This is a genomic window from Thiomicrorhabdus hydrogeniphila (assembly GCF_054656895.1).
Genome location: NZ_BAAHXL010000001.1, coordinates 2,657,622 through 2,677,723, shown reverse-complemented (window position 1 = coordinate 2,677,723; position 20,102 = coordinate 2,657,622). Strand labels below are relative to the sequence as shown.

Here is a 20,102-nt window from a genome sequence, read left to right as displayed (position 1 = left end):
ACAGAGCACCTGGGAGCCGTATTAAATGGCTCTACCAGGCCTGGAAGATTTATTCAAAAAATGTATCTACCGTTGTTAATAATGTATCTAAGATATCATCATCATCTGTTAAAGGAGTAATTAGCGCCATAGTACAGGCTTTTTTAGGGTCAACACCTTTGTTAATTAACTGTGCTGCGTAAACCAATAGACGGGTTGAGATACCTTCATCTAAACCGTGACCTTTAAGGTTACGTGAACGCTGTGCAATTTGAACCAACTTCTCAGCCGTTGCATGGTCAATCCCTGCTTCTTTAGAAACAATGTCTGCTTCAATTTTTGCTTCTGGATAATCAAAACGGAATCCACCAAAACGCTGTTTAGTTGATTGCTTAAGATCTTTCATCATTGACTGATAACCAGGGTTATAAGAGATAACCAACTGGAAATCTGGATGTGCTTCTAGTAGTTCGCCTTTTTTATCTAAAGGTAAAATACGACGGTGATCCGTTAATGGGTGAATAATAACGGTGGTATCTTGACGTGCTTCAACCACTTCATCCAAATAACAAATTGCCCCGATACGTGCGGCAACGGTTAAAGGACCATCCTGCCAACGAGTACCGTTAATATCAATTAAGAAGCGACCCACTAAATCCGATGCAGTCATGTCTTCGTTACAAGCAACCGTAATAAGCGGCTTGTTTAATTTGTGAGCCATATACTCAACAAAACGTGACTTACCACAACCGGTAGGTCCTTTAAGCATGATAGGCATACGTGATGCGTAACCAGATTCAAATAGCTCAACTTCATCCGCAACAGGGCGGTAAAAAGGCTCGTCTTTAATTAGGTATTGTGATGGGTCTAATGCATTGACTTCTGACATGGGGTTTCTCCGTTAGCATGACAAATTCAAAAAAGAGTTTTCAAACTTTTAGATTTGTTCACTTAATAGTAATAGAAATAAACAAATCTAAAGTGAAAGATCGGCCAGTTTCGGGGCCAGCCGACCTGTTTTAACTAAATCATGAGGTATAAAAAGTGATTTAGAAAACCTGGGTAAGAAACACCTAATCTTAATCAATTAGGCATTTCTCGGAATTTGGTTAGACTAGAAAAGTTTTCTAGCCTAATAAGGTGGATGGTTTATAGATTTACCAGGCCTGGTAAATCTATAAAGAGCATCCGATATTAATAAGAGCGTTTAACGCTGTTATTACATATCACCACGCTTAATAAGCATGTTAGCACCTTGAGACTGAGAGAAATTGTCATAACCAATCAAACGAACGTGGTTGTTTGGGTTAGCTTTGATGCAATTATCTACTTCAGCTAGTACTGCGTCTGCAGAAGTTTCACCGAACATCGGTAGTTTCCACATATACCAGAAATAATCGAAAGCACGTTCAGGTTCTGAATGTTCAATCGCAGGGTTCCAGCCTTGGTCAATGATGTATTGAACCTGAGCTTTAACTTGCTCTGCAGTCATCTTCGGAAGGTATGAAAATGTTTCAGCCTTACGTGACTTAGGATCTGATACGCGTGATGGGTAATCTTGAATACTCATTTATATATTCTCCTAATTATCAATTACTTATGCTTAACGTCTAGCTTATCAACTGTATCGAACTCAAACTTGATCTCTTTCCAAGTTTCCATTGCGATTTTAAGTTCTGGGCTATGTTTAGCAGCGTCAGTAAGGATTTCTTTACCAACTTTCTCAATTTCTTTACCTTCGTTACGAGCTTGTACACAAGCTTCAAGCGCAACACGGTTTGCAGCTGCACCAGCAGCGTTACCCCATGGGTGACCTAATGTACCACCACCGAACTGAAGAACTGAGTCATCACCGAAGATAGAAACTAGCGCTGGCATATGCCATACGTGAATACCACCAGATGCAACTGGAATAACACCAGGCATTGCACCAAAGTCTTGGTCAAACATGATTCCACGTGTACGATCTTCAGGGATGAATGAATCACGCATGATATCGATCCAACCTAGAGTTGCTTCACGGTCACCTTCTAACTTACCTACAACCGTACCTGAGTGTAAGTGATCACCACCAGATAAACGTAGGGCTTTAGTTAGTACACGGAAGTGAATACCGTGATGTGGGTTACGGTCAATTACACCGTGCATTGCGCGGTGAATGTGTAGTAACAAACCGTTTTTACGACAGTAGTTAGCTAGACCTGTGTTTGCAGTGAAACCACCAGTTAGGTAATCGTGCATGATAATCGGAGAACCGATTTCTTTAGCGTACTCTGCACGCTCATACATTTCTTCTGGCGTACCAGCAGTAACGTTTAAGTAGTGACCTTTACGCTCACCTGTTTCAGCTTCAGCTTTCAAGATAGCATCTTGACAGAAAGAGAAACGATCTCTCCAGCGCATGAATGGCTGTGAAGTTACGTTTTCATCATCTTTTGTGAAGTCTAAACCACCACGTAGGCACTCATATACTGCACGACCGTAGTTTTTAGCAGAAAGACCAAGCTTAGGCTTGATAGTACAACCCAACATTGGACGACCATATTTGTCCATTTTGTCACGTTCTACTTGAATACCGTTTGGTGGTCCACCACAAGTCATAACATACGCTAGTGGGAAACGAACATCTTCAAGACGACAAGCACGTAGTGCTTTAAATCCGAATACGTTACCAACTAATGAAGTCATTACAGATACAACTGAACCTTCTTCAAATAAGTCAATTGGGTATGCAATGAAAGCGTAGAAACAAGTATCGTCACCAGGAACGTCTTCGATTCTATATGCACGACCTTTGTAGTAATCAAGATCTGTTAATAAGTCAGTCCAAACAGTAGTCCATGTACCAGTTGAAGATTCAGCGGCAACAGCAGCTGCAAGTTCTTCACGCGGAACACCGTCCTGTGGAATTAATTTAAAACACGCTAGAAAATCTGAGTCTTTTGGCTCATATTCTGGCATCCAATAAGTTTCGCGGTATTCTTTTACACCGGCATTGTAAGTCTTAGCCATGTTCTACCTCATTTAGGTTAAAAAAACTTTAATCTGAAAATCGTAAATTTGTTTGGGAAGTAGTTCCCTCGTTTCCAGTTGCTGCCAATGTTATGGTCTCTTGACGATATAGGCAATACAGCATTTGTTATGCAGAACATATACAAATGTATATAATGAATCTACTGAATACATTCTAAAAATGTCCCCAAAGGGTACTAATACGCTATGCACAACCTCCATATTACTGCTCAACAAATTCGAATATTTGAAGCAGTTGCTCGTAATTTAAGTTACACAAAAGCGGCTGAAGAATTAAATTTAACGCAACCTGCAGTCTCAATTCAGGTAAAACGTTTAGAAGAAAATAATGAAATTAAGCTGATTGAGGTCGTTGGTAAAAAGTTATTTTTGACCCGACCTGGTAAACATATGTTTACCAGTTGTCAAAAAATCTTGGGTGAACTTCAAGACCTAAATATCAGTATTAAATCAGAACAGGCGCGTATTGATGGTGAACTAAGAATCGCTGTTGTCACACCCGCAAAATATTTTATCCCTTATATTCTTAAAGCCTTTTTAAATCGCTATCCTGATGTAAAACCTATGATTACGGTTATTAATAGACGCCGAATTTTAGATGAACTTAAACAAAATCAGTATGATTTATCTATTATGGGACGTGTGCCAGAAGACCTAAATATGCAGGCTTTCCCATTTTTTCAAAATGAATTAGTGGTGGCCGCACCGCCAAAACACCCCTTAGCCAAAGAGAAAAAAATACCTATCTCCGCACTCGCTAATGAACGTTTTTTAACGCGAGAAAAAGGGTCTGGTACGCGTGATTCTGTTCAAGAAAGATTTGAAGAAAATGGTATTAAGCTTGAACCTTATATGGAGTTGGGTAGTACCGAAAGTATTAAACAAGCGGTTATGGCAGGGTTAGGTATTTCCGTTTTGCCAAAACAAGCTATTCGTTTAGAAACACGTTATAGACATATTGATGTTTTAGACGTTGAAGGGTTTCCACTTACTCGTGATTGGTATGTTGCCAAGATGGCAGGTAAATCATTAGTGCCTGCTGCTGAAGCGTTTTTAGATTTTTTAAATACCGTTGATATTAATAAACTATTAGTTATGTCTGACACTCGTTAAAAATGTATTTTTAATGAATAAAACAGTAAACCTGAACGTTGAGTTAATAATGCTATGCCTGAAAAAATATCGGTACTTGCCAGAAATGCCACCTTACGACAATTACAAGTCTTTGAAAGTATTGCTAGGCATAACAGTTTTTCTCGCGCCGCAGAAGAGCTTCACCTTACACAACCGACTGTTTCAATGCAGGTTAAAAGACTGAGTGATGTTTTAGATGCTCCTTTATTTGAGCAAATTGGCCGTAAGGTTTATTTAACCGATGCGGGTCAAGTGCTTTATGAATCTGCAAACGTTATTCTTAATCAACTCTCTCTTGCCGAACAAAAAATAAACCATCTAAAAGGGTTCTCTGGCGGGAGTGTTTCTTTGGCCGTTATTTCTACTGCTCAATATTTTGTACCTAAAGTGATTCAAGAATTCACCCAATCTTATCCAGATGTAACGGTATTATTACGAGTAGGTAATAAAGAAACCTTGTTAGATAGAATTTCTAAAAACAGTGATGATTTTTATTTATTAGGTCAACCTACGCAAGAATTAAACGTTGAGTCCTCGCAGATAGCGGTTAATCCATTGGCTTTCGTAGCGAATGCGAATCATCCATTAGTCGGTAAAAAGCTCAATATTGCAGATTTAGCAAACGAACCCTTTCTAATGCGTGAAACAGGTTCTGGGATACGCGCTCAAATTGAAAAGGTCTTTGAAGAATTTGAGTTTGAACCGCATATAAAAATGGTGTTAGGTGGTAATGAAGCGATTCGTTTAGGGTTATTACAAGATTTAGGTATTACCGTGGCATCTGTTCCAACGTTAATGGAAGAAATTGTTCAGGGAAGAATTAAAATATTAGATGTTAAGGGGTTTCCTATTAACCGTCATTGGTATCTGGCTTATCCCAAGGGCAAGGTTCTCTCTATTGCGGCAGAAAAAATGATTGAATTGCTTAAGGTTGAAGGCCAAAACTTAAGTCAAAAAGCATTTAATGAGCTATAAATACCTTTAGTAATCGCTGTAACTCTCTATATGAACCTTTTATATAAGATTCTAAACGAGTAAAAATGGTGAAATATTACTGTTCATTGCTTTAGAAACGCCGTTCTAAAGCTTGTTTATGACCGCAGCTAAGGTTTCAAAAATAATTAATAAATAGTTATGTGAATATATTTACCAGGCCTGGTAAAATTATAAATGAACCCTGTTGTAAAAAGACTTATTCCTATAGATTCTCAGTTTTAAGGTATGTATTTATCTGTTTGTGGATTCTGCGCGCCAAAATATAGACTATTATCTATCTAATTAATCAATAATATTGATTTGAAGTTATCCATTAGCTCTTTATAATAGGTTCTCGTTTCGGGGTTAAAGCAAATGACGTTCAATATGTTGCATTTGTTTTGACTAAAAAAAGAAGGGCCGCACATTTTAATTTCGCGAGCCCCACAAATTGAGGTATAGAAAATGGATCAGTCGAATCGTTATGCTGACTTGTCTTTGAAAGAAGAAGATTTAATTGCAGGTCAAAACCACATTCTTGTGGCTTACACTATGGAACCAGCTGCTGGTTTCGGTTACCTAGAAGTTGCAGCTCACATCGCTGCAGAATCTTCAACAGGAACAAACGTTGAAGTTTGTACTACAGATGATTTCACTAAAGGTGTTGACGCACTTGTTTATGATATCGACGAAGCTGAAGGCATCATGAAAGTTGCATACCCTTTCGATCTTTTCGATCGTAACGGTACAGACGGTAAGGCGATGATTGTTTCTTTCTTAACTCTTGCTATTGGTAACAACCAAGGTATGGGTGATGTTAAAAACCTTCAAATGTTTGACTTCTGGGTTCCAGAATCTAAGGTTCACCTATTTGACTGCCCAGCAGTAGATATTTCTGATATGTGGAAAATGCTTGGTCGTCCACAAGAGAACGGTGGTTACATCGCTGGTACTATCATCAAGCCTAAACTAGGTCTACGTCCTGAACCATTTGCTGACGCAGCATACCAGTTCTGGCTAGGTGGTGATTTCATCAAAAACGATGAACCACAAGGTAACCAAACTTTCTGCCCAATGAAAAAAGTTATTCCTTTAGTTGTTGACGCAATGAACCGTGCGCAAGATGAAACTGGTGAAGCTAAGCTTTTCTCAGCAAACATCACTGCAGACGATCACCACGAAATGTGCTACCGTGCAGACTACATCCTAGAAACTTTTGGTCCAAACGCACCACAAGTTGCTTTCTTAGTTGATGGTTATGTTGGTGGTCCAGGTATGATTACGACTGCACGTCGTAACTACGCATCACAGTACTTACATTATCACCGTGCAGGTCACGGAGCGATTACTTCTCCATCTGCAAAACGTGGTTATACTGCATTTGTTCTTGCTAAAATGTCTCGTCTACAAGGTGCTTCTGGTATCCACGTGGGTACAATGGGCTTTGGTAAGATGGAAGGTGGTGCTGACGACCGTAACATCGCATACATGATTGAACGTGATGAAGCTCAAGGTCCAGCATTCTTCCAAAAATGGAACGGTGCTAAGCCTACAACTCCTATTATCTCTGGTGGTATGAACGCGCTACGTCTACCTGGTTTCTTCGAAAACCTAGGTCACGGTAACGTAATCAACACTTCTGGTGGTGGTGCATACGGTCACATTGACTCTCCTGCAGCGGGTGCTAAATCACTTGCGCAAGCATATGATTGCTGGAAGTCTGGTGCAGATCCTATCGAATACGCTAAAGAACATAATGAGTTCGCACGTGCGTTCGAATCTTTCCCTGGTGATGCAGATAAAATCTACCCAGATTGGAGAGAGAAATTAGGCGTTCACAAATAATTGATGCCAAAGCCGCTTGATTAGTGCGATGACGTTGTTGGTAAATTGCTTCCGTTGCTCATGTACTTTATGCACACTCCGCTACGGGGTAATTAACCGCCTAGTCCTCATCACAAATCAAGCAACTTTGCCTATCAATTAGATAGTGTGAATACTTGAAAACCTCTGCTTTCGGGCAGGGGTTTTTTTTAATATAAAATATAAAACCAATCTATTTACTAGGTTATTTACGACTATGTTTTCAATGAAAATGCAGTGCTAAATGACTTTTCAATAAACCATTAATGTTACGGGGACAGACATGGATATTTCACAGTACAGAATCGATAGCGAACCATTTTACAATGCTCAATCTAATGAAGTAGAACTATACCAAGCGGCGTATGCATCACGCTTACCAGTAATGGTTAAAGGGCCAACAGGGTGTGGTAAATCACGTTTTGTTGAGCACATGGCATGGAAACTAGGTAAGCCAATCATTACCGTTTCATGTAACGAAGATATTACCGCATCCGATTTAGTCGGTCGTTACCTATTAGATGCTAACGGCACACGTTGGGTTGATGGACCATTAACTATGGCCGCACGTTATGGCGCCATTTGTTACCTAGATGAAATTGTTGAAGCACGTCAAGATACTATGGTGGTAATTCACGCCTTAACAGATCACCGTCGTGAACTTTCATTAGATAAAAAAGGTGAGTTAATCAAAGCGCACGAAGATTTTCAATTAGTTATTTCATATAACCCTGGTTACCAAACCATGATGAAAGATCTTAAGCAGTCAACTAAACAACGTTTTTGTGGTTTAGATTTTGATTACGCCAGTGCCTCAGCAGAAGCGACTATCTTAGAAAAAGAAGGGAATGTTGACCGCGATACAGCCAATAAACTTGTTAAAATCGGTGAAGCGGCTCGTAGCCTAAAAGGTCACGGTCTTGACGAAGGTATTTCAACTCGTTTAATGGTATATGCTGCGACTCTAATCAACCAAGGTATTGAACCAATTGAAGCGTGCAAAATGGCCATGGTGCGCCCAATTACAGACGATGCAGATATCCGCGAAACCCTAGATAACGCTATTAGTATGATATTTGGTTAAAAAAATAGCTTATTCATATAACCACGAAGACACGAAGACACGAAGTTTTAATTAGCCTAATTAATTTTAGGGTGTCTCGTGGTTACTCTACTCAGTTTGAAAGGCTCTCCTAAAAATTTTTATCCTTCGTGTCTTCGTGCCTTCGTGGTAATTTAGAGAAATATTATGAATGAAGAATTATTAGCCGAATATCAGCATAAATTTACGTGTAAGTTTCCAAAGGCGATTGAGCTTTTTCCTGAATTTATAGAAAATGCTGTACAAAATTTGAGCCCAGAAGGGGTTCAAGCGTATTTAGATGGTGCTAACTTTTTATGTAAAATCGGACAAGGTGTCGAGCCAGTACTGGTTTATATGGACGTTATGCCAGAGATTGCCGCTCACTTTGGTCAGGGTACTAATAAAATGGTATCTGACTACGCCTATAAACTGGCTCGTAGCCCAAATAAAAAAGCGCTTATTCCTTTTTTGGCCACGTTAGGTCATGTGTGTCGTCGTATTGATCGAGTAGAAGATTTAGAACAATATCTTGTTATATTAGATGAGTTTGTTGATAAAACTCAAACGGTCATTCATGGTCATCAATCTATTCACGAAAGCCCTGGTATGGTTGCGTTATTAACGCATATGCCACAGCTTATTTCACGTTTGTGTTTAGTTGGAATTCGTAACTTTATTCATTATGGCGCGGTAAATTATCAAGCCTCGCCTGATGAGCAAGTTGCTTATTTTAGTTTAGAATCACATGATGCTAAAAGCATTATTCAACGTGAACGCCAAGGCACAACATTTAAAGATGTTGAACGCCATATGGATATGTTGAAATCTTGTTTATGGAAATGTGATTTACCTTTTTCAGTCTTCTCAACCGCATTTGATCAAATTCGTGTACCTACCCCATATTTAGATGACGATTTGATTGCGGTTCCTGATGTATATGAAGATGAAAATGGTATAAGTGGTAAAGACCGTTATAGAGCGGTATTAGCCCATATCATGGCACATAAACGTTGGTCAGGTAAATTAATGGCCGACAACTTCGCTCCACATATGCAACTGTTTGTTTCAATCTTTGAAGACTCACGGGTTGAATACCTGTTAATGAAACAATACCCTGGCTTTAAAAAAATATTCTTAGCTTTACATCCATACCCAGAAAAAGGGGCGTGTGATGATTCAAAACAATCTTGTTTACGTTACCGCGCTACTCGTTTATCCCGTGCTTTATTAGATGAAAATTTTGATTCTACTAACACGCTAATTGAAGATTTTCGTAAACAATTTTTTGCGATTATGGATGAAAAGGGTGAAGAATCAACCACCCAAGATATGGCTATGTTGGGCACTAAGTTTTATGTTAAAGCCAGAAAACAATCATCGGACAGTTTGCCAGATATTTTCTTTGACGATACTGAAGTCAGTTATCGAGATGACAATCGCTGCATTTGGCACCATTATGAAGAATATGATGAAGCCGATGAAATTGTACCTAATGAGTACGAAAGTGATGAAAAGGTAGTGGATACCGCTGATAGTTTGCCACCACGTCATTATGATGAGTGGGACTATATTTCTGAAACTTATCGTCCTGATTGGGCAACCGTCTATGAACGTTTACACCCATCTACAAGCTCTAATAAAGTGGATAGGTTAATGGAAAAACATGGTGACCTAGCCAAGCGTTTAAAGAAAATGATTGAAATGCTAAAACCACAAAATAAAAAGCGTATTCGTTTTCAAGAAGAAGGTGAAGAGCTTGATTTAGATGTGGCATTACGTTCAATTATCGACTTTAAAAGCGGGCAAGCGCCAGACCCACGCATTAATTATAGCCACACCACAGACAGTCGCAATATCGCGGTAATGTTATTGGTAGACACATCGCAATCATTAAATGAACGCAATAAAGAAACCGGCCAAACATTGCTAGAACTTTCTCAAGAAGCCTTAGCGATTACTGCTTGGACAGTTGAACAATTAGGTGATAAATTCTCTATTGCTGGATTTAGTTCTGACACTCGCCATGAGGTGCGATATCAACATATTAAAGGGTATTCAGAAGGTTATACTGATGAAGTTAAAGCGCGTATTAGTGCTATGGAAGCCAAGTTCTCTACCCGAATGGGCGCGGCTATGCGTCATGCCGCGCATTACTTAGAAGCTCAAGAAGCTGAAAAGAAATTATTATTGGTATTAACCGATGGCGAACCTGCAGATATTGATACTAAAGACCCGCAGATGTTAATTCGCGATACTCATAAAGCCGTTGAAGAATTACAAAGTTTGGGTATCTATTCATACTGCATTACGCTTGACCCTAAGGCCGACGAATATGTAGAAGATATTTTTGGAACGCAATATACGGTTATAGATAATGTGGATAAATTGCCAGAACAATTACCACAAGTATTTATGAAATTAACTCATTAGATTTTATTGCATTATTTGAACTAGGATTTTATTAGAAATGACCAATGTAATAACGGTGCAAATGCGTTTTTATTTTAAAGGTGATGAGCATAACTATCATGCAGAGATAAAGCTTCCTTTGCATTTAGGTAATATGACCGAGTTTTATTACAGTTTGCCGCGTAGAATTGCAGAACGTAATGGGGTTGATACCTACTCATATTTGTTTGACATGATGGAAAGTAGCCCTATTGAGGTGATTTCTGCAAAAGGATTCGTGGCACGTTTTTTAGAAAACGGTCCTATCTCTATGGATGAATTTGCGGCAGAGTGTCAAAAGATTACACCTGAATTGCTGCTTAAAGATATAGCTCAAAGAGTCGATTCACAGACTGGCGATGCTTTATCCTTAGAACAAGCTTTAACTTTGGCTTATCAAATAGGTTGTTCTAAAGGTGAGAATCATGATTAGTTTTTAATTGACATAAGAGGGTGTAAAAAACAGCCACTTAATAAGTTATAAACGTTATAAAATGCCCTAAATTTATTTATGGGCATTTTTTTTACAACAATATTTATAATTTTATTTAAAAGAGATACAAATAAATGTGTATATTTATATTAGCGATTATGGGAATTTTGTTGTTTTATCTTTCGGGCTCAATCCAACAGTTTCAGTTAACTGAAGTGATTGATGGTATAACTCTCCCTGCAAGTGAAGGTTGGAATATTCTATATAGTTTATGGCCAGCCATGGCATTTATGTTTTTTGCAGGCATATTCACCGTATTAATTATCTTAAAGTTCGCAAAGAAATCAAAATCGACAACAGAATAGGAAAGAGAATGCCTCACTCATCAGATCACTCTTGCACATCGTGCAATTGCAATGAAGAATTAGATCAACTTTTTAAGAATAACCAAGAATGGATTGACGAAGTTAATAAAGCCAGCCCAGGCTTTTTTGGAAGACTGGCTTTACAACAAAAACCAGAATATTTATGGATAGGTTGTTCTGATAGCCGAGTTCCCGCTAATGAACTCGTGAAGATGGATCCAGGAACCATTTTTGTACACCGTAATATCGCAAACCTCGTTAATTCCAGTGATATGAATGCGCTGTCTGTTATTCAATATGCAGTAGAAATTTTAAAAGTAAAACACATTATTGTGAATGGACACTATGGTTGTGGTGGTGTTGAAGCCTCGTTTAATGAAACAAATCCAGATTTAATTGATCATTGGATTCGTCCAATTAGAAAATACCAAGCTCGTATGCAAAGTGAGTTTGAAGGTTTATCAAAAGAAGAACAAGTTGATATGCTGTGTGAAGTGAATGTCGCCGAGCAAGTCAGAAATATTTGCCATATTCCTGCGGTTAAAAAAGCCTGGAAGAACGGGCAATCTTTAGCGATACATGGTTTTATATACAATATTAAAGATGGACGTTTACATAATTTAGATGTCACTGTAGACAATCTTGAGGATGCTGAAAAAGTCATTATTCGGGATTAAAAAACAAAAGAATTCTAATGAAAATACTTTTGATAGAAGATGAGCCTTTACTGGTTGAAAATCTAACTCAACGATTTAAAACGCTTAATTACATTGTTGATGTTGCTTATGATGGTGAACAAGGACTCTATTTAGGGGTGGAGCATCAGTATGATTTAATTATTCTTGATTTAGGTTTGCCCAAATTACCAGGCCTGGTTGTTTTAGAAAAACTTAGAGAAGCCAAGATTAACATACCAATATTAATTCTTACCGCCCGCAATAGTTGGCAAGAACGTGTAGAAGGTTTAAAAAAAGGTGCCGATGACTACTTAGGTAAGCCTTTTCATTTTGAAGAACTTTTAGCGCGTGTACAAAGTCTATTAAAACGTCATTTACCTAAAAATGATGCCATCTGTTTTTACCCTAAACACATTGATGGCGTAAATTCTATTTGTTTAGATACTCAATCCAAAAGTGTCATAATCAATCAAACAAAACAAGATTTAACAGCAACAGAATATCGCTTAGCCTATGCTTTTTTTAGCCGACCAAAACAGGTGTTTTCTAAACAAGTCTTGCTCGATAAAATCTCAGACAGCAGTGAAGATAAAGAATCTAATATTATAGAAGTTTATATTCGTAGATTGCGCGGTTACTTAGGTAAAGAGGCGATATTAACCCAACGTGGTCAAGGTTATCGGTTAACACTTAGCGATGATAATGTCGCTCAAGAATCAGCCAAACCCACAAAGGCAAATGATTGATATGAAGTCATTGCAACGTCAACTTTCTGTTTTGTTAGGTTTGAGTATTTTAGGGATATTTGTTCTATTTTGGTGGTTTTCTATTACTACGATTCATCAAGTTGCCGATGATTATGTTTTAACACGATTAGATCATGACTCCGAATCCGTTATAAAAAATCTACATTTAAAAAATGGTGTTTGGTCTTTAGAAATTGAGAATATTGAGCCTATTTATTCTCAACCTCTTTCTGGTCACTATTTTGTTTTAAAGGTGGGTAACCAAACCTTTTTATCGCCATCTTTAGATCAATACCCATTACTTTTAAAATCGTGGAATATCAATGAAACACAAAATAAAGTGTATGAAACCCTTGGACCTTTGGTAGAAGAAGGTAATTCAGTCAAACGTTCAAAATTGTTAGTGCTGGGTATCACTACCAGTAAAAACAATATTCCTATTCAACTTTATGTGGCCGAAGATCATTCTCCAATCCAAGAAAGTTTAAAATATTTTGATTGGATGTTTGGTACTCTTGCTTTAATTACTTTATTGTTAATGTACCTACTGCAGAGATGGATTTTAAAACGTACGTTTGGGCAGTTAGTACCGCTAGAAAAACAACTTAAAGAGCTAGAATTAACAAACCAATTTACCCTTGAAAGTACCGCTTATCCAAAAGAAGTAGAGTCTTTAATAGATGCGTTAAAAGGCGCTTTGCAACAAGCGGCTAAACAGCTTAAAACCTCACGACAATCGAATGCCAATTTATCGCATGGCTTAAAAACCCCGTTAAATTTAGCGTTTCAACTTTTAGAACAAGTCAAAATAGACCCTTCGCCCGATAATCTTAAAATTGTGCAACAACAGATGCAGCAACAACTGTCTAAGATTCATCACTTAATTGATAGAGAGTTAAAAAAGGCTCGCATTGCTTCAGATGCTCCTTTAAATAATCGTTTTGACTTTGCTAGTGATTTAGATGAATTATTAAAAACCCTTAAACAGTTGCATCCCAATAAAACCATTGAATGTCGCTGCGCGATACCGGAAGTAACGTCACTTTTAATGGAAAAAGAAGATGGCTTTGAGCTTTTAGGTAATTTACTCGACAATGCATTTAAGTGGGCACAATCGACTATTGTACTTAGTCTGACAGAAGAAAACGGTAGCTCTAAATTGGTGATAGAAGACGATGGTAAAGGTGTGAGTGATGATCTGTTAAACAGTCTTCAAACGCGTGGTTTTAGAGCCGATGAAACTATGCCAGGTCACGGCATTGGTTTATCTATTGTTAAAGATTTAATTGAAGCTTATTCAGGCGATATGCAATTTAACCATTCGGACCTAGGAGGCTTGAAAGTTCAAATTATTTTTAGACCACGCACGTTGTAATTTTTCTCTTTTCTACTTTTCAGTATTAAATTACCTAATTTTTTTCTAATTTTCAGTTTCATTTCAGTTTCACTTTATTAAATAGCGATCATTCTCTATGACTCTAGGAAAGTGTTATGAAAAAAATCCAAATTTTAAGTTTTACAGGCCTGGTCCTATTTGGGCTATCTACCCAAGTTGTGCAAGCAGCAACCTATTCGGCCTTATTACAAAACGTCTTACAAAAACAACCTGAACAAATGTCATTAAGTGGCTACGATGAAGTAGAACGCACAGCAAACAGCGCTGCAAATAGTTGGTTTGCTGGTAATACTAATCTTATTGTTGCGCATGAAAATGATGCAATGACAGGCAATCTAGACAAACAAAAATGGCAGGTGGGTGCTGAATTTCCTTTATGGTTGCCTGGTCAAGCGGATAGTCAGGCGCAGTTAGCAAAAGGCTATACTGAGCTTAAAAATGACCAAGTGCATTATTTAAAATGGCAAGCATCTGGGCAGCTACGAGATTTAGTTTGGCAGTATAAAGAAGCACAAGTTCAAGTTGATTTGGCCGAAAAATCGGTAGCGCAAGCCAATATCCTATACACGCTGATTAATAAACTGGTTAAGTTTGGTGAAAAACCAAAAATTGATGCCTTAATGGCTCAAAAGTTATTGTTAAATGCGGAGTCTCATTTGTACGCTATGCGTTCTCAGTTGAGCTCAATTCAACAACGTTATGAGTTATGGACTGGTTCACTTGAATTGCCTGTTCCTTTAACAGAATCTGCTCTACCTTTTGATATCAACACGCATCCAGAACTTAAAAAGCTTAATGCAGAATTAGCTATTTTGCGTGCTGAGTTACAAAATCTAAAAGTCACACAAAAAGATAATCCTGTATTAAGTGTTGGAGGTTTTCAAGAAGAAGATAAATCCATGTCTTCAAACGCCTCTTTATTTGCGCAAATTTCCTACCCCATCGGTTCAAACCCAAGCCAAAAAATAGCAACGGCTAAACAGAATAACGCCGTTTTAGCTAAAGAAGCGCAAGTAAGACGTTTTCAAATTGAGTTGCAAAACAAATTATATTCAAGCGAACAAGCTGTAACACTCGCCACCAAAAAGTTAGCCATTAGTTCACAAGATATGCAACTGGCTCAACAAACCTTACAACTTGCTCAGCAAGCTTATAAAGCGGGTGAGAGCAATATACAAACCTTAGTGAATGCACAACAACAATATTTAACGAGCGAATTACAACAAGCCCTTATTCAGATCGAAGTGGCTAAAGCTATCGCTAACCGAAATCAAATTGCAGGAGTCTCTTTATAATGAACACCGTCTATACAAAAACAATTCAAAACGATGCTTTAGCACCATTCTCTAAATTCTCTAAATTCTCTAAACTAACAGCCGCCTTGGTATTAGCGTTTTCGGCAGTGAGTTATGTACCAACGTTAAGTGCAGCTGAAAGTGCACCTTTACCTGTTTTAACATTTACCCCTGACCAGATGAATGCTCTGGCGATTAAAACACAAATGATTAGCCGTGTTACTTCTTATCCCAGTAGCTCTTTTATGGCACAAAGTATGGTGCCGTTAAATCAGCGTTATGCTGTAACCATGCCATTATCTGGTCAAATTACGGCTTTACATCATGTTCACGGACATGTGAATCAAGGTGATGTTATTGCCACGGTTTACAGTGCAGATTTACAAAAAATGCAAAGTGATTTTGTTGGTACTCTTGCGGATTTAAAAGCACAGTTAGCTGCTTTAAAACGTGCTAAATCTTTAAGCCAAACAGGCGCGATTTCAAGCAAGCAACGACAAGCATTAGAAGCCAGTGTTAAAAAGCTTTCTCAACTTAAATCACAGCAAAAACAAGCGTTATTGTCTATTGGAATGAATGCAAAATTGGTTGCTGATTTAGAAAAAACACAACAAATTCAGTCAGCAGAAATTGAATTAACCGCCCCTGTAACCGGTGAGATTTATGATGTTAAGGTTGAAATAGGTAAACGTGTTGTTGCACAAGCGCCAGTGGTTTCTATTGCAAAAACCAACCCCATTGTTATTGATTTAGAAGTGCCCGTTGCTGAGGTTAATGGCTTGGTTGAAGGTCAGTCTGTTAAGGCGACAACGCTCAATAAACCTGGAAAAATTTCTCATATTTCTGACTTTGTAAATCCAACCACACAATCGGTTGAGGTACATACTCTTTTTGACAATGCCGACTTTGCTATTAAGCCTGGCCAGTTATTTCAGGTGCAATTTCAATATGCACAACCTGCTTTTCAAACTGAGATGAATGCCTTAACGACCATTAATAATCAAGACATTATTTTTGTACAAAATCAGCAAAAAATTAAAGCCGTTGCGGTAACCGTTTTGCAAACTTATGGTGGCCAATTATTTGTTCAACCTATTCATGAACATGAGCTGACTGCGCAGAGTAAGGTAATTGTGCATGGTGCGTCAAGCCTTAAAAGCAACCTAATGGCTGAAGAGGGTGGAGAATAAAGATGAATCGTTTAATACAGTTTTTCTTAACCCAGCGTATTTTTGTATTGTTGGTTATCTTTGCATTGGTATCAGGTGGATGGATGGCGTTTCAAAAAACACCTATTGATGCCTTTCCAGATGTTTCACCCGTACAGGTAAAAATGATTTTTAAAGCACCAGGCATGACTCCTACTGAGGTTGAACAGCGTGTTATTGCGCCGTTAGAGCAAGAGTTACTGGGTATTCCAAAAGAAACCTTATTACGTTCGTTAGCCAAATATGCCATAGCCGATGTTACCTTAAACTTTGCAGAAGGTACTGATATTTATTGGGCCAGACAGTTGGTTGCAGAACGTTTAAATGGGGTAAATTTACCTAATGGGGTAACGGGTGGCATGGCGCCGTTATCGACACCATTAAGTGATATTTTTATGTTTACCATAGATGGTAATACCCTAAATAATATGGAAAAACGAGATTTATTGGATTGGGTTATTCGCCCAGCTTTACGTTCAGTACCTGGTGTGGCAGATGTAAATGCCTTAGGCGGGGATGTACGAGTGTTTGCTGTTAAGCCTAACTTTACTAAACTCAGTACTTATAAAATCTCGCTGGCTCGTTTAATTAAAGCCGTAGAAACAAATAACCAAAATGATGGTGCCGGCCGAGTCAATCAAGGTGAAGAAGTTCTATTAGTACGAACCTTAGGAAACTTAACCAATATTAATGACATTGAAAATATTATTGTTGATAACTCAGGCGGTCGTCCTATTTATGTTAAAGATTTAGCCAAGGTAGAAGTTGACTCTCTATACCGAAATGGTGCGGTTACACAAAATGGACAAGAGGCGGTAGAAGGTTTAGTTATGGCGCTTAAAGGTGCTAATGCTCGTGATGTTGTATCGGGTATTGAAGCGCGTTTAGCGGATATTGAACGAGCTTTACCACAAGGTATCTCTTTACATGTGTTTTATAACCGTAAGGACTTAATATCACAAGCGATTGAAACGGTATCTGGCGCTTTAACCGAAGCAGTTGTTTTAGTTGTATTGGTATTATTTATCTTTTTAGGTAATTTACGTGCCGCCTTAACGGTTGCCCTAATTTTACCTTTAGCGGCATTGCTAACCTTTATTTTAATGAATCAATTTGGCTTGTCTGCCAACTTAATGTCATTAGGTGGGTTAACCATCGCCATTGGTATGTTGGTTGATGCCGCGGTGGTGGTGGTCGAAAACATTGTTACTCATCAAGAGAAAGATAAGGCAGGCCTGCCAAAATTACACATTATTTACAGAGCGGTGCAAGAAGTTTCTGTACCTGTCATCTCGGGTATTTTAATTATTATGACGGTGTTTTTACCGTTATTAACCCTAGAAGGTTTAGAAGGTAAATTATTTGTACCTGTTGCCTTAACGATTATCTTTGCATTAGGTAGTGCGTTGCTACTGTCATTAACTATTATCCCAACCTTAGCCTCATTTATGTTGGGCAAACCAAGTCATAAAGAACCGTGGTTAATTGAAAAGTTGCTCAAGCTTTATCGCCCTGTATTAAATTGGAGTTTAAATAACAGTAAAAAAGTGATTGGTATCGCTTTACTAGGCCTGGTGTTTGCAGGCGGTATTTATACTCAAGTAGGTAAAACGTTTATTCCACAAATGGACGAAGGCTACATTGTTATGCAAATAGAAAAACTGCCTGCAATTAGTCTAAAAGAAACGGTAAATATGGATAAGCAAGTACAAAAATACTTGTTAAAAAACATACCAGAAATTAGCCGTATTGTGGCACGTGTTGGCTCAGATGAATTGGGTATGGATCCAATGGGTTTAAATGATACCGACAGTTTTTTACTGCTAAAACCGAAAGAAGAATGGCGAATGGCCAGCAAAGAAGAGTTAATTGATGATATTCGTACAGGATTAGAAAAACACTTTCCTGGCGTTAACTTTGCCTTTACGCAACCGATTCAAATGCGTGTTGACGAAATGTTAACCGGTGCGCGTGGTGATGTAGCCATTAAGATTTTTGGAGACGATCCTGTGCAACTGAATGAAGTCGCTAAAAAGATGGTAGAAACTGTAAGTTCTATTAAGGGGGCAGAAGATGTATTTACCCCAACCAATGAAGGTTTGCGTTATTTGCAGTTAGATATTAACAAACAAATGGCAGCTAAATTTGGCTTAAGCGTTAATGATGTACAAGCGATTTTACGTGCGCAAATTAACGGTTTAGAAGCGGGTATTTTGTATCAAGGTATTCGTCGAATTCCATTAATGGTAAGAGCGCCAGAATCGTATAAATCGTCTAAACAAGAAATGTTGCAACAACCGATTGCCTTAGAAAACGGCCAAACTGTTTTACTTAGCCAGCTGGTTAATGCTAAAGAAGTAGAAGGCCCTGTCTCTATTCAACGAGAACAAAGCAAACGCTTTGCGGTAGTGGTTTCCAATGTAAAAGGGCGCGATTTAGTTGGTTTTGTAGAAGAAGCCAAATTAAAAGCCGCCAAAATGGATATCCCAGCAGGTTACTATTTTGAATGGGGTGGTAAGTTTGAAAACCAACAACGTGCCGCCGCTAAATTAGCCGTAGTAGTACCGATTGCTTTGATTCTAATATTTATCATTTTATTCAGTACCTTTAAATCCGTTCCACAAGCGGCCATGATTTTAACCAATGTACCATTTGCTCTAATTGGTGGTATTACTGCCCTGTGGATAACCGGTGAATATCTATCGGTACCCGCCTCAGTTGGCTTTATTGCCTTGTTAGGTATTGCGGTACTGAACGGGGTGGTTATGATCTCTTACTTTAATCAATTAGCCGCATCAGGTATGTCAATTACTGAGGTGGTTACCGAAGGAGCGATGCGACGATTAAGACCTGTATTAATGACAGCCAGTATTGCAGCGTTAGGCTTAGTGCCATTGGTATTTGCAACTGGGCCAGGTTCAGAGATTCAACGCCCATTAGCGATTGTGGTTATTGGTGGGTTAATTTCATCAACCGCCTTAACGCTGTTGATTTTACCTATCTTTTATCGCCTATTTGGACAAGGTACAAGACTAAACTATTTAAAGAAAGGAGCCTAATATGTCAGGCGTATTAATAAAGCTCGTAATAGATGAAGGTGTTTTTGCAACCGTTGCAGACAGTCTATTGATCTATAAAAAACAACAAATTGACTTTAAAACATTATCAATTCGTTCATATAGCAATCAACATAATTTTGAGGAAACTAAGGAGCAAGTGGCGGGGTATTTGGCAAAGGTGCAAGTTGAAATTATCACCACTCAAGAAGAGTATGCAGATATTTTGGCGTATCTTAAAGAAGAGCATCCAAGAGTCGATTGTAACTATCTGGTGACGCCAGTATTAGAATCTGGAGTGCTTTAAACTTTTTTAAAACTAAAATTACCAGGCCTGGTTACTTTAAAAAACTTGGTGTCTTTGTGACTTAGTGGTTCATAAAATAATTACCAGGCCTGGTATGCTCAGC

General features: G+C 38.3%; 17 protein-coding genes. 14 read left to right on the top strand and 3 right to left on the bottom strand.

The window, feature by feature from the left end; genetic code table 11:
* Nucleotides 1–49: 49 nt before the first annotated feature.
* The 3 genes from ACYQ0E_RS12110 to ACYQ0E_RS12100 all read right to left on the bottom strand — a co-directional run bounded on the left by ACYQ0E_RS12110 (nucleotide 50) and on the right by ACYQ0E_RS12100 (nucleotide 2,991).
* Complete coding sequence (locus ACYQ0E_RS12110; RefSeq protein ID WP_460188480.1) at nucleotides 50–868, bottom strand: CbbQ/NirQ/NorQ/GpvN family protein; 819 nt, start codon at nucleotides 866–868, stop codon at nucleotides 50–52.
* Nucleotides 869–1,198: 330 nt separating this feature from the next.
* On the bottom strand, nucleotides 1,199–1,549 hold the full coding sequence (locus tag ACYQ0E_RS12105) for a ribulose bisphosphate carboxylase small subunit (RefSeq protein ID WP_460188479.1): 351 nt from the start codon (nucleotides 1,547–1,549) through the stop codon (nucleotides 1,199–1,201).
* 23 nt (nucleotides 1,550–1,572) lie between these two features.
* Complete coding sequence (locus tag ACYQ0E_RS12100) at nucleotides 1,573–2,991, bottom strand: form I ribulose bisphosphate carboxylase large subunit (RefSeq protein ID WP_460188478.1); 1,419 nt, start codon at nucleotides 2,989–2,991, stop codon at nucleotides 1,573–1,575.
* 207 nt (nucleotides 2,992–3,198) lie between these two features.
* Between ACYQ0E_RS12100 and ACYQ0E_RS12095 the strand changes: the two genes are divergently transcribed.
* The 14 genes from ACYQ0E_RS12095 to ACYQ0E_RS12030 all read left to right on the top strand — a co-directional run bounded on the left by ACYQ0E_RS12095 (nucleotide 3,199) and on the right by ACYQ0E_RS12030 (nucleotide 19,999).
* The gene (locus ACYQ0E_RS12095; protein ID WP_460188477.1) at nucleotides 3,199–4,125 is read left to right on the top strand and encodes a LysR family transcriptional regulator; all 927 of its coding nucleotides are present in this window, start codon (nucleotides 3,199–3,201) and stop codon (nucleotides 4,123–4,125) included.
* A 54-nt stretch (nucleotides 4,126–4,179) separates the two neighbouring features.
* On the top strand, nucleotides 4,180–5,121 hold the full coding sequence (locus ACYQ0E_RS12090) for a LysR substrate-binding domain-containing protein (RefSeq protein WP_460188476.1): 942 nt from the start codon (nucleotides 4,180–4,182) through the stop codon (nucleotides 5,119–5,121).
* 465 nt (nucleotides 5,122–5,586) lie between these two features.
* Nucleotides 5,587–6,966, top strand: a complete 1,380-nt coding sequence (locus tag ACYQ0E_RS12085) for a ribulose-bisphosphate carboxylase (RefSeq protein ID WP_460188475.1) — start codon at nucleotides 5,587–5,589, stop codon at nucleotides 6,964–6,966.
* 301 nt (nucleotides 6,967–7,267) lie between these two features.
* Nucleotides 7,268–8,068, top strand: coding sequence for a CbbQ/NirQ/NorQ/GpvN family protein (locus ACYQ0E_RS12080; protein ID WP_460188474.1), 801 nt, complete (start codon nucleotides 7,268–7,270; stop codon nucleotides 8,066–8,068).
* Between the two features lie 165 nt (nucleotides 8,069–8,233).
* A complete protein-coding gene (locus ACYQ0E_RS12075) occupies nucleotides 8,234–10,498 on the top strand; it encodes a nitric oxide reductase activation protein NorD (protein ID WP_460188473.1) in 2,265 nt (754 codons plus the stop codon).
* Between the two features lie 37 nt (nucleotides 10,499–10,535).
* Nucleotides 10,536–10,949 carry a hypothetical protein gene (locus tag ACYQ0E_RS12070; RefSeq protein ID WP_460188472.1) on the top strand — a complete coding sequence of 138 codons (414 nt, stop codon included), beginning with the start codon at nucleotides 10,536–10,538 and terminating at the stop codon, nucleotides 10,947–10,949.
* 134 nt (nucleotides 10,950–11,083) lie between these two features.
* Nucleotides 11,084–11,314 (top strand): hypothetical protein, encoded by a 231-nt coding sequence (locus ACYQ0E_RS12065; protein ID WP_460188471.1) that lies wholly within the window; start codon nucleotides 11,084–11,086, stop codon nucleotides 11,312–11,314.
* 8 nt (nucleotides 11,315–11,322) lie between these two features.
* On the top strand, nucleotides 11,323–11,991 hold the full coding sequence (locus ACYQ0E_RS12060) for a carbonic anhydrase (protein ID WP_460188470.1): 669 nt from the start codon (nucleotides 11,323–11,325) through the stop codon (nucleotides 11,989–11,991).
* A gap of 17 nt (nucleotides 11,992–12,008) precedes the next feature.
* Nucleotides 12,009–12,737 carry a response regulator transcription factor gene (locus ACYQ0E_RS12055; protein WP_460188469.1) on the top strand — a complete coding sequence of 243 codons (729 nt, stop codon included), beginning with the start codon at nucleotides 12,009–12,011 and terminating at the stop codon, nucleotides 12,735–12,737.
* A gap of 1 nt (nucleotide 12,738) precedes the next feature.
* On the top strand, nucleotides 12,739–14,112 hold the full coding sequence (locus ACYQ0E_RS12050) for a sensor histidine kinase (RefSeq protein WP_460188468.1): 1,374 nt from the start codon (nucleotides 12,739–12,741) through the stop codon (nucleotides 14,110–14,112).
* A gap of 116 nt (nucleotides 14,113–14,228) precedes the next feature.
* Nucleotides 14,229–15,428, top strand: a complete 1,200-nt coding sequence (locus ACYQ0E_RS12045) for a TolC family protein (protein ID WP_460188467.1) — start codon at nucleotides 14,229–14,231, stop codon at nucleotides 15,426–15,428.
* Entirely contained in the window at nucleotides 15,428–16,618 is a 1,191-nt protein-coding gene (locus tag ACYQ0E_RS12040) for an efflux RND transporter periplasmic adaptor subunit (protein WP_460188466.1), read from the top strand. Before ACYQ0E_RS12045 ends, ACYQ0E_RS12040 begins: the two co-directional genes overlap by 1 nt.
* A gap of 2 nt (nucleotides 16,619–16,620) precedes the next feature.
* Nucleotides 16,621–19,695, top strand: a complete 3,075-nt coding sequence (locus tag ACYQ0E_RS12035; protein WP_460188465.1) for an efflux RND transporter permease subunit — start codon at nucleotides 16,621–16,623, stop codon at nucleotides 19,693–19,695.
* Nucleotide 19,696: 1 nt separating this feature from the next.
* Nucleotides 19,697–19,999, top strand: a complete 303-nt coding sequence (locus tag ACYQ0E_RS12030) for a DUF3240 family protein (RefSeq protein WP_460188464.1) — start codon at nucleotides 19,697–19,699, stop codon at nucleotides 19,997–19,999.
* Nucleotides 20,000–20,102 lie beyond the last annotated feature (103 nt).

Coding starts and splice junctions, on each gene's coding strand:
- ACYQ0E_RS12110 (WP_460188480.1), bottom strand. CDS start 868: ATGTCAGAAGTCAATGCATTAGACCCATCACAATACCTAATTAAAGAC.
- ACYQ0E_RS12105 (WP_460188479.1), bottom strand. CDS start 1,549: ATGAGTATTCAAGATTACCCATCACGCGTATCAGATCCTAAGTCACGT.
- ACYQ0E_RS12100 (WP_460188478.1), bottom strand. CDS start 2,991: ATGGCTAAGACTTACAATGCCGGTGTAAAAGAATACCGCGAAACTTAT.
- ACYQ0E_RS12095 (WP_460188477.1), top strand. CDS start 3,199: ATGCACAACCTCCATATTACTGCTCAACAAATTCGAATATTTGAAGCA.
- ACYQ0E_RS12090 (WP_460188476.1), top strand. CDS start 4,180: ATGCCTGAAAAAATATCGGTACTTGCCAGAAATGCCACCTTACGACAA.
- ACYQ0E_RS12085 (WP_460188475.1), top strand. CDS start 5,587: ATGGATCAGTCGAATCGTTATGCTGACTTGTCTTTGAAAGAAGAAGAT.
- ACYQ0E_RS12080 (WP_460188474.1), top strand. CDS start 7,268: ATGGATATTTCACAGTACAGAATCGATAGCGAACCATTTTACAATGCT.
- ACYQ0E_RS12075 (WP_460188473.1), top strand. CDS start 8,234: ATGAATGAAGAATTATTAGCCGAATATCAGCATAAATTTACGTGTAAG.
- ACYQ0E_RS12070 (WP_460188472.1), top strand. CDS start 10,536: ATGACCAATGTAATAACGGTGCAAATGCGTTTTTATTTTAAAGGTGAT.
- ACYQ0E_RS12065 (WP_460188471.1), top strand. CDS start 11,084: ATGTGTATATTTATATTAGCGATTATGGGAATTTTGTTGTTTTATCTT.
- ACYQ0E_RS12060 (WP_460188470.1), top strand. CDS start 11,323: ATGCCTCACTCATCAGATCACTCTTGCACATCGTGCAATTGCAATGAA.
- ACYQ0E_RS12055 (WP_460188469.1), top strand. CDS start 12,009: ATGAAAATACTTTTGATAGAAGATGAGCCTTTACTGGTTGAAAATCTA.
- ACYQ0E_RS12050 (WP_460188468.1), top strand. CDS start 12,739: ATGAAGTCATTGCAACGTCAACTTTCTGTTTTGTTAGGTTTGAGTATT.
- ACYQ0E_RS12045 (WP_460188467.1), top strand. CDS start 14,229: ATGAAAAAAATCCAAATTTTAAGTTTTACAGGCCTGGTCCTATTTGGG.
- ACYQ0E_RS12040 (WP_460188466.1), top strand. CDS start 15,428: ATGAACACCGTCTATACAAAAACAATTCAAAACGATGCTTTAGCACCA.
- ACYQ0E_RS12035 (WP_460188465.1), top strand. CDS start 16,621: ATGAATCGTTTAATACAGTTTTTCTTAACCCAGCGTATTTTTGTATTG.
- ACYQ0E_RS12030 (WP_460188464.1), top strand. CDS start 19,697: ATGTCAGGCGTATTAATAAAGCTCGTAATAGATGAAGGTGTTTTTGCA.